Annotated in this window: 8 protein-coding genes, 1 tRNA gene and 3 rRNA genes; 4 read left to right on the top strand and 8 right to left on the bottom strand. The window is 45.7% G+C overall.

Features of this window, described 5'->3' with window-relative positions; genetic code table 11:
• The 4 genes from N1I86_RS10255 to N1I86_RS10240 all read right to left on the bottom strand — a co-directional run bounded on the left by N1I86_RS10255 (position 1) and on the right by N1I86_RS10240 (position 5,251).
• Entirely contained in the window at positions 1-879 is an 879-nt protein-coding gene (locus N1I86_RS10255; protein ID WP_048622495.1) for a branched-chain amino acid ABC transporter permease, read from the bottom strand.
• A gap of 223 nt (positions 880-1,102) precedes the next feature.
• Positions 1,103-2,272 carry an IS256 family transposase gene (locus tag N1I86_RS10250; RefSeq protein ID WP_341095507.1) on the bottom strand — a complete coding sequence of 390 codons (1,170 nt, stop codon included), beginning with the start codon at positions 2,270-2,272 and terminating at the stop codon, positions 1,103-1,105.
• Between the two features lie 131 nt (positions 2,273-2,403).
• On the bottom strand, positions 2,404-3,579 hold the full coding sequence (locus tag N1I86_RS10245; protein WP_341096141.1) for an ABC transporter substrate-binding protein: 1,176 nt from the start codon (positions 3,577-3,579) through the stop codon (positions 2,404-2,406).
• A gap of 877 nt (positions 3,580-4,456) precedes the next feature.
• On the bottom strand, positions 4,457-5,251 hold the full coding sequence (locus N1I86_RS10240; RefSeq protein ID WP_341096139.1) for an HAD family hydrolase: 795 nt from the start codon (positions 5,249-5,251) through the stop codon (positions 4,457-4,459).
• A gap of 293 nt (positions 5,252-5,544) precedes the next feature.
• Between N1I86_RS10240 and N1I86_RS10235 the strand changes: the two genes are divergently transcribed.
• The 3 genes from N1I86_RS10235 (at position 5,545) to N1I86_RS16760 (ending at position 7,240) form a co-directional block, all read left to right on the top strand.
• The gene (locus N1I86_RS10235; protein ID WP_003353085.1) at positions 5,545-6,726 is read left to right on the top strand and encodes an IS701 family transposase; all 1,182 of its coding nucleotides are present in this window, start codon (positions 5,545-5,547) and stop codon (positions 6,724-6,726) included.
• Between the two features lie 269 nt (positions 6,727-6,995).
• Positions 6,996-7,196, top strand: a complete 201-nt coding sequence (locus N1I86_RS10230) for a hypothetical protein (RefSeq protein ID WP_341027862.1) — start codon at positions 6,996-6,998, stop codon at positions 7,194-7,196.
• Entirely contained in the window at positions 7,157-7,240 is an 84-nt protein-coding gene (locus N1I86_RS16760; protein ID WP_081473021.1) for a barstar family protein, read from the top strand. Before N1I86_RS10230 ends, N1I86_RS16760 begins: the two co-directional genes overlap by 40 nt.
• Positions 7,241-7,570: 330 nt before the next feature.
• Here N1I86_RS16760 and rrf read toward each other — a convergent pair.
• From rrf to N1I86_RS10215, 3 genes are all read right to left on the bottom strand, one after another.
• A 5S ribosomal RNA gene (gene rrf, locus N1I86_RS10225) occupies positions 7,571-7,686 on the bottom strand.
• 76 nt (positions 7,687-7,762) lie between these two features.
• Positions 7,763-10,695: ribosomal RNA gene (locus N1I86_RS10220) — 23S ribosomal RNA — on the bottom strand.
• 259 nt (positions 10,696-10,954) lie between these two features.
• A 16S ribosomal RNA gene (locus N1I86_RS10215) occupies positions 10,955-12,509 on the bottom strand.
• Together the 16S, 23S and 5S rRNA genes form the textbook arrangement of a ribosomal RNA operon.
• A 285-nt stretch (positions 12,510-12,794) precedes the next feature.
• Between N1I86_RS10215 and N1I86_RS10210 the strand changes: the two genes are divergently transcribed.
• Entirely contained in the window at positions 12,795-13,838 is a 1,044-nt protein-coding gene (locus N1I86_RS10210; RefSeq protein ID WP_048622401.1) for an IS30 family transposase, read from the top strand.
• A gap of 347 nt (positions 13,839-14,185) precedes the next feature.
• Here the strand turns inward: N1I86_RS10210 and N1I86_RS10205 are convergent.
• Positions 14,186-14,261, bottom strand: a tRNA-Asp gene (locus N1I86_RS10205).
• Positions 14,262-14,269: the final 8 nt, after the last annotated feature.

The raw sequence follows: 14,269 nt of genomic DNA, 5'->3' as shown, positions 1-14,269 counted from the left end.
CTACACTTTTTCTCTTACATTTTTTCCAAACAAGCCGGACGGTCGAAAAATTAACAGCAGAATCAAAACGATAAATGCTGCCCCATCGCGCCATAATGAAAAGCCCATTGCACTGACCAACGATTCAATGACACCGAGAAGTAAACCTCCCACCATGGCTCCCGGAATAATCCCTATACCCCCCAATACGGCCGCGACGAAAGCTTTCAGTCCTGGAATAATCCCCATGAGTGGATCAATTTTGGTATAGTAAATTCCAAAAATAACTCCGGCAGCGCCTGCCAAAGCAGAACCGATGGCAAAAGTGGCCGATATGGTGCGGTCTACGCTGATTCCCATTAATCGTGCAGCTTCCGCATCATAGGAAACGGCCCGCATGGCCTTTCCTACCTTTGTTCGATGTACGATAAACTGAAGAACGATCATTAATACAATGGAGGTGAAAAGGATCAGCAGTGATTGACTATTGATCGTAACCCCGAAAATGTTGATATTTTTTTCAGGAAGAACATTGCTTGGATATGCCTCCGGCTGTGCTCCGCGCAAATAGATCGTGCCGTATTCAATAAACAAAGAAACTCCAATCGCTGTGATCAGCGCGGCAATTCTCGTAGCATTTCTCAATGGCTTATAGGCAATGCGTTCAATGAGTACGCCAAACACTGCGCAAACCGCCATCGCCAACAGCAAAGCCGGGAAAAAACTGAAATGAAACACGGTGACGGAGTAAAATCCGATAAAGGCTCCTACCATAAAAACATCACCATGCGCAAAATTAATCAATTTCACGATTCCATAAACCATGGTATATCCGAGGGCAAGTAAAGCATAGATGCTGCCGAGCGATATTCCGTTTACTAATTGTTGAACGAATTCCATTATGCATGCTCCTCCCATCCTTGTGGCTTAATCCCTTTGAAAATTCAAAATAGGGGGAAAGATTGGTACCGTCAAGAATTTTGTGTAATGTAAATGGGGTAGGGTTTCTCTGAAATGGATTTGAATTGATAGGGGACTGATTTTCTCCACACAAGAGACTGAATATTCAGTCTCTTGTGTGGAAAGGGAGAATCCCCTTATTTTGTTTATTTACAATATTTGGTTAACAATAACGTTCTTCAAACATTCGTTGAAGAGCTTCATGCGCTTCGGCAAATCCTCGTAACTTTCTTCCTGCCCATTTCTCGTTAAAATCTTGAATCGTCAAATACACGATTTTTTCAGCGGCTTCTAAACTACTCAAACTGTTCATCGGCTTTAGACGTTTCCGAATCTCTTTGATCGTTCGTTCAATGGCATTGGTCGTGTAAATCACACTTCGAATACTGCTTGGATAATCCATAAATGTAAGGAGGACATCCAACTCATTGGCCCAAGATTGAACTTCTCTTGGATATTTGCTGGACCATTTCGACTCAAACTGTTGAAACATTTGTAACGCCATCTCCTTATTCGGCGCACGATAAATCAGCTTGAGATCCTCGGCCACTTCGAATTGGTCTTTTTTCCGAACACGATTTAGGGTGTTGCGGACTTTGTGAACGACACAGCGCTGCACATCGGCTTTCGGATAAACAGCCTTAAAGGCTTCCTCTAGCCCCGGAAGGCCATCAAATACGCCCAGAAGCACTTCCTGTACGCCTCTTTGGTAGAGGTGTTGAAGAATTTCCTGCCATACATAGGCGCTTTCTTGTCCTCCCACAAAGAAATCAAGAATTTCGCGATATCCTTCTTCGTTCACCCCTAACACCACATAAACCACTTCTTTCTCCACGGTATCGCGACGAAGTTTTACATACAAGCCGTCTAAATATAAGACAGAATAACGTTTGTGCAGGGGACGTTTGTGCCATTTCTCAATGTCTTCTTTCACGATATCGGTCATACGACTGATCGTTGAAGGAGAATAGGCCTTGCCTAAAATTCGTTCAATAAACTTGCCAATTTCACGCGTACTCATACCACTTTGATACATCTTGATGATGGCTTCCTCGAGCCAGCCCGTATGGCGTTGGTAAGGAGCGAACAATTGGGTTTGAAATTCTCCGTTTCGGTCTCTAGGGACCAAAAGACCTTCAATCCGGCCATATTGCGTATCTAGATTTCGTTGATAGTAGCCGTTTCTCATATTCGATGTTCCGGCCTGCTCTATTTCGAGGAAATTCTTGATTTCTTCCCGCATGATCAGTTCTAATTTTTCCTTTACAAACTGACGAATGACACTTTCCAGTTGATTTGCCCAGTCGACATTCGGTATACTTCTTTTAGACATAGGTAGGGTTCTCCTTTCTCTGGAATGTTTTTCGTCCAATCAGAGAATACCCTACCTTTTTTCTTTTGTTCTAGCAAAATGCTTTACACAAACTTTTATACATCATCGAAAGATTCCCCCTTTCTTCAAGATTATGGATTCACTTTTGTTTTAAATACTTGCTTACCATCCTTATATTCTAAGATAGAGGCGGATTTAATCGGATTATGATCTTTGTCAAAAGTCAAGGTGCCTGACACCAATTCAAGATTCTTTGTGTCTTCCAGTGCTTTTTTGATTTTCTCCGGATCTGTGCTTCCCGCCCTTTTTATTGCATCTGCCAACAGGTAAGCCGTATCATAGCCAAGCGCATTAAAGGCATCTGGAGAATCTCCATTATATTTTGCTTTAAATTCTTTCACAAATTTCTGAATTTTTTGATCCGGATCTCCGGAAGAATAGTGATTCGTAATATAAGTATTATTCAATGCCTTTGGCCCGGAAATTTTCACCAGTTTTGGTGAATCCCAACCGTCTCCGCCCATAATCGGAACGTTTAAACCAATTTCACGAGCCTGTTTTACAATCAGCCCTACTTCTTCATAGTAGCCCGGCAAGTAAATAAACTGTGGATTTTCGCCTTTGATTCTTGTTAATGTAGCATGAAAATCTGTATCTTTTGCTACATACGCTTCTTTTGAAACGATTTTCCCGCCCGTTTTCTTAAAGGATTTTTCAAAAGCACTTGCCAACCCTTTTGCATAATCACTCGAGCTGTCAATGAGAATCGCCGCTTTTTTCACTTTCAGTTGATCGGCTGCAAAATTCGCTGCGACCGTCCCTTGAAATGGGTCGATAAAACAAGTCCGAAACACATAGTCATTCAGCTTTCCACCCTTTACAGTCACTTCCGGATTCGTGGCTGTCGGCGTAATTAAAGGAATCTTGTTATCTTGCGCCACTTGTACTTGTGCAAGCGTATTGGTACTTGTTGCAGAACCTACAAGGACCGCTACTTTATCTTGGCTCACCAGCTTAATGGCGGTGCTCGTAGCTTCAGCCGCATCAGATTTATTATCCGCTTTGATTAATTCAATTTTCTTCCCATCAATTCCTTTTTTATTAATATCATCTAATGCGAGAGCAAATCCCTCAGCAATGGATTGCCCATACGATGCCACATTCCCCGATAGTTCAAGATCGGCGCCCACCTTGATCGTTTTGCCGTTCGATGCACTTCCGCCGGTGGTGCTGCTGGCTCCGCACCCTGCCATGAGTACGGTTGATAATAATAAAGTCAGCGTAATACTAGAAAATTTTTTCTTCATAAAAATTCCCCCATTTTTTATTTCTTTCCCAACAAATGAATGAACGACGCGGACCTCCTTCTTATACTAATAAAATATTACAATTATTTGATATATATTAATATTCTGAAAATATTGTATATTATTCTTTCCTTTTAGTCCAGTCATTCTTTAATATTTTTATTCTTTTTGTATGAATAAAAATACTCATTTACCTACTCGAAATAGATTGATTTCCAAGTGTTCATCTAGTTTTTCTTCTATTATTCGGGAAAATTGTCATCTCTTTTTACCTAGGTCCATCTTAATAAATCATCATGATCACTCGCACAAAAAACTTGCTCGTCATTCTGTACGAATGGTTATTAAAGAGCAATAATTTTCTTAAATATTTATGTCTGTATTTTTCTAGTATAGGGTCAGCCTTGCTTATATTAATAGACTATTAAGCAAAGACGTTCGTGAAATGGAAAACGGAAAAATCTAAGAGAAAGTAGTCCTAAAGGGTCATGCAGTAAATAATGAAACTAGGAGGCGTTGAATTATAAGATGTTCACTCAACGCTCGATTTGCACTCTATAAAAGCAATGGCTATTCAGTCCTCATATTTGAGAAAAACCACTGTCATTCTTTTCACACATAAGAACGATTTTGCCGGTTTTCACAAAATAGATCTACTTAATAAAAACCCTCTAAAGCAGATCTCAGTTAGCAACCACCCATAACAAGCAGGTCACTCTTGTTTTTGCGTCTACTTTAGAGGGAATCTTGTTTTAATGAATAAAATCAGGTCTACATGTTCTGACGGATCAAAACGATGCTATTGTTGCTTTCCGATGAAAAGACATCGATCGATTAAGAATTGCACAAATATCAGCCATAGCAAACGATCATGATCTTATCGAGAAAGAAGAACGGTCGTATCCAAAACGTCTTTCAATCGCTCTGCACGATAGGTCGGTTTTGCTCCCTCCATTTTTTTGCCGTCTCCGTGATCAATCCAGATCGAATCGATTCCGGCGTTATTGGCCCCTAAAATATCAGTACTCACATTATCCCCCACCATAATGGCTTCTTTTGCTGAAATCTCCATTAAGCGGAGAGCATGTTGAAATAAACGAGGATCCGGTTTGCCAAAACCGAAGTTGCCGGAAATCACAATATGTTCAAAGTATGGAATCAAACGCTCCTCCATCGCCAGCTTTTCCAGCTGCAGGGAAGGTGAGCCGTTCGTCAACAGCAGCAACCGAAAACCTCTTGTTTTTAATTGCTCCAAAACTTCATAAGTATCGTCAAACACAAACGATGTAGAACGTCGAACTTCTTGAAACCTTTTTTTCGCCCCTTCCGCCTCCTCTTCCGGAACACCGGAAAGCTGAAGGCCCTCTTTCCACGCTTTCAATTGATAGTCTGAAATAAACATTCCCATCTCCCGAAATTTCCAATGGTGGACATCCGTAAATCTCCCCCATAATCCTTCAAATGGGTTGATGCCAATTTTTTGGGTAAACTCGAAGAATGGATAAGTGGAATATACTTTCCTTGCACAATCACGGACATTCGCTTCCAGTTCAGCAGAATCCAATCCATATTTTTCTGCCAGTTCCCCACATGTCACATCAAACGCACGCTGTATGCTCTTACGATCGTTTAATAAAGTATCATCCAAATCAAAAAAAATAGCTTTTTTCATTCTTTCATAGCTCTCCTTGAACTTTTCTTTGTGCCAAAATCAATAAGTTTTTTCCACCATAACTTACCTCTCGCCAATTGAACCGATGAAAACATTGGTCATATATTTCTTTTTTTCGCCAAAAACTGCTTTATTTCCTACTATATTTTCTGTTTTTTTAAAATTTATTTTATAAACTGTAGATGAGCAAATTCGCTAACATAAATTTACAACCAAACAAAAAAGAAGACATGAACCCGATTCCTTGGTTAGAATAGATGTGCCACAACTACTCACAAGGGGGTTCATGTCTCATGAATAGATTAGCACATCACCTAGGAATCCACAAGTTTTTGACGATGTTGGGGTTGGCACTTTATTTCTCAAAACCTGTCATGAAGCATCTCGTTCATATCGTGGATGCGATGATTACAAAGGGCTTTTCGGGAACACTGACCGATCTACATCACGGGAGTTTTCATCCGAACCATCGCACGACACTCAGCCATTTTTTCACGAAAAGCCCATGGGAAGAAGAGACGTTGCTTCGCAAACTCCAGCAGTGGGTGCTTCATCGTGTCGAACGCAGCTCGAAACGAGAGAATCAACCCATTTTTGTTTCGATCGATGATACGATTTGCCAAAAAACGAAGCCCTCGTCACGGGCAACACACGCCATTCAAGGGTGTGATTGGCACTATTCTCACGCAGAGAAAAAGTCGATCTGGGGACATTCTCTCGTTTGGCTCATGGTTCATACGATGACCCAAGCGTTTCCTTTTGCCTTTCGCCTCTACGACAAGACGGCGGGGAAAAGCAAAGGGGAACTCGCGATCGAGATGCTTTCTTCGTTGGATGTGAGTCGACCCGTTTATGTGCTCATGGACTCTTGGTATCCATCGAAAACCCTCGTGGGAGCCTGCTTGAAAAAAGGGTTCCACGTCATCGCGATGCTCAAGACGAATCGGATTCTCTATCCAAAAGGGACGGCCATTCAAGCAAAGGAATTTGCCAAATCTATGGAGCCACGGGATACCCGCCTCGTCACGGTGGGAAAAGAGCGTTATCGGGTGTATCGCTACGAAGGTGCTCTGAACGGTCTCAAGGATGCCGTGGTGCTGCTCGCATGGAAAGCCGATCAGCCGATGACACCGAAACATCTTCATTGCGTCTTGAGCACCGATCGCGAGCTAAGCGATGAAGACATCTTGTGCTACTATGCCGAGCGTTGGTCGATCGAATGTTTTTTCCGTCAAGCGAAAGACCAGCTGAAACTCGATGGATACCGCGTTCGCGGGCGTCGGGCGGTGAAACGGTATTGGATCTTGGTGCAACTTGCGTATGTGTACAGCATGTTCGAGTCGAACAGTGATGTTTCGGATGGGCTCGATCTCCTGCGCAAGAGAAAAGGACATAGCCTCGTGGAGTTCATTTATCGTGCAGCAAAACAAAATATTCCCATTGATGCCGTGAAAAAACAGCTCCACGTGGCATAAGGGGTACCCCGTTTGTCTCTTTTTCGTATGGTAATCATTGTTAATAAAAATGCTCATCTACAGTTATAAATAAAGACCTCTTAGTACCCGCTGTTTTATAATTAAGTTTGAAAAATGTTGAAGTAAAAAAGAATAGAACATTAAAGGTATAATGGTCTACAAATCGAAAATATCTTGAAAACTGTATGGATTGATCAGATTCTTCGATGGTATGTTTCTTATCATTCATGGGAATTTGGTCAAATTGTAAAATGAAGAGAGGCGCAAACATGGAGTTATGGAAACAACTTCTTTTAAACGGCTGTGTAAAGCTATTTTGGAAAAACGAAATTCTATATCAGTTTATAGCAGATATCTCTCAAGAAGGATTTGAAATTTACATTTTTGATTGTTCAAATTGGAATTCTCGAAACTACCATAAAGATTTGGCATCTGTCCCCACTTTCCAAATGATTATGGTAAAAACTTAAATGCCTTTGACGATTGTTTATCAGATGTGGTTCCGATGGAATAGGTTTTGTTTTAGTATTCAAAAACTATGATATATTCTCCAAAAGAGATCCAAAAGTTGCTTATGACATTTTGGATATCATTCAAAACAATTCTTGGAGATTTCTACTTGAAGACATAAAACTTATTGCTTTCGTGCAATCAAATGATGCCAAAATAGACTTTCCAAATTTGGACGGGATGTCTGCTGAATGGAACAATAAAGAATGGCTGGATCAAAATTGAGGATTATAAGCTTTGTCAATCCATACAGTCTTATTCTGTAAGCTATCAACATAAAAATTTAACAAATGAAAAAGTCCGGGATCCAATTAGATCTCGGACTTTTTCATTCGCCTGGCAGCGTCCTACTCTCGCAAGGGGAATCCCCTCACTACCATCGGCGCTGAAGAGCTTAACTTCCGTGTTCGGGATGGGAACGGGTGTGACCTCTTCGCCATCGCCACCAGACGGTATGTAGTTGTCGGAACGATTGTTCCTTCAAAACTAGATAGAAGAAGCAGTTTCACCGATTTCGCGCTTTCTTTTGGTTAAGTCCTCGATCGATTAGTATCCGTCAGCTCCACGTGTCACCACGCTTCCACCTCGGACCTATCTACCTGATCATCTTTCAGGGATCTTACTTTCCGAAGAAATGGGAAATCTCATCTTGAGGGGGGCTTCATGCTTAGATGCTTTCAGCACTTATCCCTTCCGCACATAGCTACCCAGCGATGCCTCTGGCGAGACAACTGGTACACCAGCGGTGCGTCCATCCCGGTCCTCTCGTACTAAGGACAGCTCCTCTCAAATTTCCTGCGCCCGCGACGGATAGGGACCGAACTGTCTCACGACGTTCTGAACCCAGCTCGCGTACCGCTTTAATGGGCGAACAGCCCAACCCTTGGGACCGACTACAGCCCCAGGATGCGATGAGCCGACATCGAGGTGCCAAACCTCCCCGTCGATGTGGACTCTTGGGGGAGATAAGCCTGTTATCCCCGGGGTAGCTTTTATCCGTTGAGCGATGGCCCTTCCATACGGAACCACCGGATCACTAAGCCCGACTTTCGTCCCTGCTCGACTTGTAGGTCTCGCAGTCAAGCTCCCTTCTGCCTTTGCACTCTGCGAATGATTTCCAACCATTCTGAGGGAACCTTTGGGCGCCTCCGTTACCTTTTAGGAGGCGACCGCCCCAGTCAAACTGCCCACCTGACACTGTCTCCCACCCCGATCAGGGGTGCGGGTTAGAATTTCAGTACAGCCAGGGTAGTATCCCACCGGCGCCTCCACCGAAGCTGGCGCTCCGGCTTCTAAGGCTCCTACCTATCCTGTACAAGCTGTACCAAAATTCAATATCAGGCTGCAGTAAAGCTCCACGGGGTCTTTCCGTCCTGTCGCGGGTAACCTGCATCTTCACAGGTACTATAATTTCACCGAGTCTCTCGTTGAGACAGTGCCCAGATCGTTACGCCTTTCGTGCGGGTCAGAACTTACCTGACAAGGAATTTCGCTACCTTAGGACCGTTATAGTTACGGCCGCCGTTTACTGGGGCTTCGGTTCGCACCTTCAAGCAAAGCTTTAAGCGCTCCCCTTAACCTTCCAGCACCGGGCAGGCGTCAGCCCCTATACTTCGCCTTACGGCTTCGCAGAGACCTGTGTTTTTGCTAAACAGTCGCCTGGGCCTATTCACTGCGGCTTCTCGGGGCTATGCACCCCAAAAAGCACCCCTTCTCCCGAAGTTACGGGGTCATTTTGCCGAGTTCCTTAACGAGAGTTCTCTCGCACACCTTAGGATTCTCTCCTCGCCTACCTGTGTCGGTTTGCGGTACGGGCACCTTTTTCCTCGCTAGAGGCTTTTCTTGGCAGTGTGGAATCAGGAACTTCGGTACTTAATTTCCCTCGCCGTCACAGCTTGAGGTTAGTGGCAACGGGATTTGCCTCGCTGCCCCTCTCACTGCTTGGACGCACATCCAGCAGTGCGCTTACCCTATCCTCCTGCGTCCCCCCATCGCTCAAACGGAAAAGAGGTGGTACAGGAATATCAACCTGTTGTCCATCGCCTACGCCTGTCGGCCTCGGCTTAGGTCCCGACTAACCCTGAGAGGACGAGCCTTCCTCAGGAAACCTTAGGCATTCGGTGGAAGGGATTCTCACCCTTCTTTCGCTACTCATACCGGCATTCTCACTTCTAAGCGCTCCACCAGTCCTTCCGGTCTGGCTTCTCTGCCCTTAGAACGCTCTCCTACCGCGGACACCCGAAGGTGTCCACCCGCAGCTTCGGTGATACGTTTAGCCCCGGTACATTTTCGGCGCAGAATCACTCGACCAGTGAGCTATTACGCACTCTTTAAATGGTGGCTGCTTCTAAGCCAACATCCTGGTTGTCTAAGCAATTCCACATCCTTTTCCACTTAACGTATACTTTGGGACCTTAGCTGGCGGTCTGGGCTGTTTCCCTTTTGACCACGGATCTTATCACTCGCAGTCTGACTCCCAAGGATAAGTCGCTGGCATTCGGAGTTTGTCTGAATTCGGTAACCCGATGAGGGCCCCTAGTCCAAACAGTGCTCTACCTCCAAGACTCTTTCCTTGAGGCTAGCCCTAAAGCTATTTCGGAGAGAACCAGCTATCTCCAAGTTCGATTGGAATTTCACCCCTACCCACACCTCATCCCCGCACTTTTCAACGTGCGTGGGTTCGGGCCTCCAGTAAGTGTTACCTCACCTTCACCCTGGACATGGGTAGATCACCTGGTTTCGGGTCTGCGACCCCATACTCATGCGCCCTGTTCAGACTCGCTTTCGCTGCGGCTCCGTCTTTTCGACTTAACCTCGCATGAGATCGCAACTCGCCGGTTCATTCTACAAAAGGCACGCCATCACCCGTAAACGGGCTCTGACTACTTGTAGGCACACGGTTTCAGGTTCTCTTTCACTCCCCTCCCGGGGTGCTTTTCACCTTTCCCTCACGGTACTGGTTCACTATCGGTCACTAGGGAGTATTTAGCCTTGGGAGATGGTCCTCCCAGCTTCCGACGGGATTCCTCGTGTCCCGCCGTACTCAGGATCCACCAGGGAGGGAACGAAGTTTCGACTACAGGGTTGTTACCTTCTCTGACGGGCCTTTCCAGACCTCTTCGTCTACCTCGTTCCTTTGTGACTCCACCATTGGTGTCCTACAACCCCAGAAGGCAAGCCTTCTGGTTTGGGCTGTTCCCGTTTCGCTCGCCGCTACTCAGGGAATCGCTGTTGCTTTCTCTTCCTCCGGGTACTTAGATGTTTCAGTTCCCCGGGTTGCCTTCCTTACCCTATGGATTCAGGCAAGGATGCTGCCCCATTACGGGCAGCGGGTTTCCCCATTCGGAAATCTCCGGATCAACGCTTACGTACAGCTCCCCGGAGCTTTTCGGAGTTAGTCCCGTCCTTCATCGGCTCCTAGTGCCAAGGCATCCACCGTGCGCCCTTTCTAACTTAACCATGTTGGTTTTATCCTAGATGGCGATACTCGGTTTATGCTGCTTCTTTCTTCTATCTAGTTTTCAAGGAACAACTTGGAAGGATGAAATCCTTCAAAACTGAACAAAACGAAAGCGCTCCTTCATATCTGTCCAGCTCCGGCTCCTAGGTGCTCGAGGTCACAATCCATCTTGCTGCGGTGGTTGAAATACTACCTCCTCGCAAGCTGTCTTGTGCTTGTCGCACCTGAACAGTCGCCTCTGCTTTTCTTCTTCCTTAGAAAGGAGGTGATCCAGCCGCACCTTCCGATACGGCTACCTTGTTACGACTTCACCCCAATCATCTGCCCCACCTTCGGCGGCTGGCTCCCGTAAGGGTTACCTCACCGACTTCGGGTGTTGCAAACTCTCGTGGTGTGACGGGCGGTGTGTACAAGGCCCGGGAACGTATTCACCGCGGCATGCTGATCCGCGATTACTAGCGATTCCGGCTTCATGCAGGCGAGTTGCAGCCTGCAATCCGAACTGAGAATGGTTTTTTGGGATTGGCTCCACCTCGCGGTTTCGCGACCCTTTGTACCATCCATTGTAGCACGTGTGTAGCCCAGGTCATAAGGGGCATGATGATTTGACGTCATCCCCACCTTCCTCCGGTTTGTCACCGGCAGTCACCTTAGAGTGCCCAACTGAATGCTGGCAACTAAGGTCAAGGGTTGCGCTCGTTGCGGGACTTAACCCAACATCTCACGACACGAGCTGACGACAACCATGCACCACCTGTCACTCCGTCCCCCGAAGGGGAACCCTCTATCTCTAGAGGTAGCGAAGGATGTCAAGACCTGGTAAGGTTCTTCGCGTTGCTTCGAATTAAACCACATGCTCCACCGCTTGTGCGGGCCCCCGTCAATTCCTTTGAGTTTCAGCCTTGCGGCCGTACTCCCCAGGCGGAGTGCTTAATGCGTTAGCTGCAGCACTAAAGGGTGGAAGCCCTCTAACACTTAGCACTCATCGTTTACGGCGTGGACTACCAGGGTATCTAATCCTGTTCGCTCCCCACGCTTTCGCGCCTCAGCGTCAGTTACAGACCAGAGAGCCGCCTTCGCCACTGGTGTTCCTCCACATCTCTACGCATTTCACCGCTACACGTGGAATTCCGCTCTCCTCTTCTGCACTCAAGTCTCCCAGTTTCCAATGACCCTCCACGGTTGAGCCGTGGGCTTTCACATCAGACTTAAGAGACCGCCTGCGCGCGCTTTACGCCCAATAATTCCGGACAACGCTTGCCACCTACGTATTACCGCGGCTGCTGGCACGTAGTTAGCCGTGGCTTTCTGGTCAGGTACCGTCAAGGTACCGCCCTGTTCGAACGGTACTTGTTCTTCCCTGACAACAGAGCTTTACGATCCGAAGACCTTCTTCGCTCACGCGGCGTTGCTCCGTCAGACTTTCGTCCATTGCGGAAGATTCCCTACTGCTGCCTCCCGTAGGAGTCTGGGCCGTGTCTCAGTCCCAGTGTGGCCGATCACCCTCTCAGGTCGGCTACGCATCGTCGCCTTGGTGAGCCGTTACCTCACCAACTAGCTAATGCGCCGCGGGCCCATCTGCAAGCGGCAGCTTGCGCCGCCTTTCAACCTTCCTTCATGCGAAGGAAGATATTATCCGGTATTAGCCCCGGTTTCCCGGAGTTATCCCCGTCTTGCAGGCAGGTTGCCCACGTGTTACTCACCCGTCCGCCGCTAACTTTCAAAAAGCAAGCTTCTTGAAAGTCCGCTCGACTTGCATGTATTAGGCACGCCGCCAGCGTTCGTCCTGAGCCAGGATCAAACTCTCCAAAAAGAAATTTGACTTGGCTTGTTTCCATCGAAACATTGGTTTACGCTTCGTTTTGTTCAGTTTTCAAGGATCCAACTTTTGAATCTATCAAAATCGCATTATCAAAAGCGACGTTTTATATTATATTACCTTCTTGCATTTGTGTCAACAACTTTTTTTATTAAAAGTTGTTTTGATCATCTCGGCTAGTTGTATAATCAAATGCAACAAGCATAAAAAATGAAAAACCATAGATAAACCACGTATGATTAAGTCGACTAAAACAATATCGATACGGAGGATTTATCTATGGCAATTACTAATTCTACCATAGGAGCTCGGCATTTCAAACACTTAACGGCTTATGACCGTGGGAAAATTGCGGCCTTACACGCTGCTGGTAAGACTCAACAGGAGATTGCAGATTATGTTGGTTGTCACAAAAGCACCATCTCCCGTGAGTTAAGAAGAGGTACAGTGCCACAAAGAAAAAGCAACGGGAAAATTGTTCATGTCTATTTTCCAGACACAGGTCAACTTCTCTATGAGAGAAACAGGAAAGCCTGTGGCCGCAAGCTAAAACTAGACGATGCCATCGAGTTTATTAAGTATGCCGAAACTCAGATCCTTGATAAGAAATGGTCTCCTGATGCGGTATGTGGGAGAGCCAAACGTGATGGGAAATTCAAAGACAAAATGGTTTGCACCAAGACCCTTTATAACTATATTGATCTAGGACTTATAGGCGTTAAAAACATTGACCTACCTATGAAAATTACCCTGAACACCAAGAAAAAACGTAACCGGAAGAATAAGAAGATCTTAGGACGCAGTATCGATGAGCGACCAATTGAAGTCAATGAACGCCAAGAGTTTGGTCACTGGGAAATTGATACGGTTATAGGCAAGAAGACTAAAGATCAGGCCTTATTGACTCTTACTGAGCGCAAAACCCGTAAAGAAATAATTTTGAGAGTGACAGCCAAGGATAGTCTATCCGTTTCAGAAGTCATATCTCAGTTGAAAGTGTCTTATGGTAATCGGTTCTCTAAAGTGTTTAAAACCATTACGGCTGATAACGGTTCTGAATTTGCTGACCTCGGCCTTAGTGTTGAAAAAGATCTAACAGAGGTTTATTTTACACACCCTTACACATCCTGTGAACGAGGAACCAACGAGCGTCATAATGGCCTTATTAGGCGCTTCATACCAAAGGGGAGACCCATTTCCTCTGTGGCAGACGAAACCATTACCTATGTTGAAAATTGGTGTAACCATCTTCCAAGGAAGATCCTCAATTATCGTACACCTGAGGAGTGTTTCCAAATAGAGTTAGCTGGCTTAGCTTCTTAACCTTAAGCCAGCTAACCCAAAGGGTTGGTTTTTAGCAACTTGACAAAGAGCCTCTGCGGGCATGGCTACCAGCCATGAAGCCAGGTATACGGTACTGGCTGGGCCAACCAGGCTACCATGCCCACCACTCCACGTCAAGTCGCGCAGAGTGTCCCGATTCTACTTAATCATGGGTTATCTGGTCTTTCAATACTTGTTGCATTTAATATTGCAATTTAAGTTTTGATCATCTCTTTTAAGTCAGCTATTTATTTATACACCCAACACAAAAGAAATGCAAGGGGAAAATTTTCTCTGAGAAAAAATGCTTTATCGGTTTTTTCCTTTACCGACCTCTTTTGATTTCATGGCGGTCCCGACGGGAATCGAACCCGCGATCTCCTGCGTGACAGGCAGGCGTGATAACCGCTACACTACGGGACCTTGAAAAA

Source organism: Bacillus sp. FSL W8-0116 (assembly GCF_038003825.1).
GTDB classification, from domain to species: Bacteria; Bacillota; Bacilli; order Bacillales; family DSM-4216; genus Bacillus_O; species Bacillus_O smithii.
Note: the sequence above shows the minus strand (reverse complement) of the source record. Positions and strands in the feature narration are given on the sequence as shown.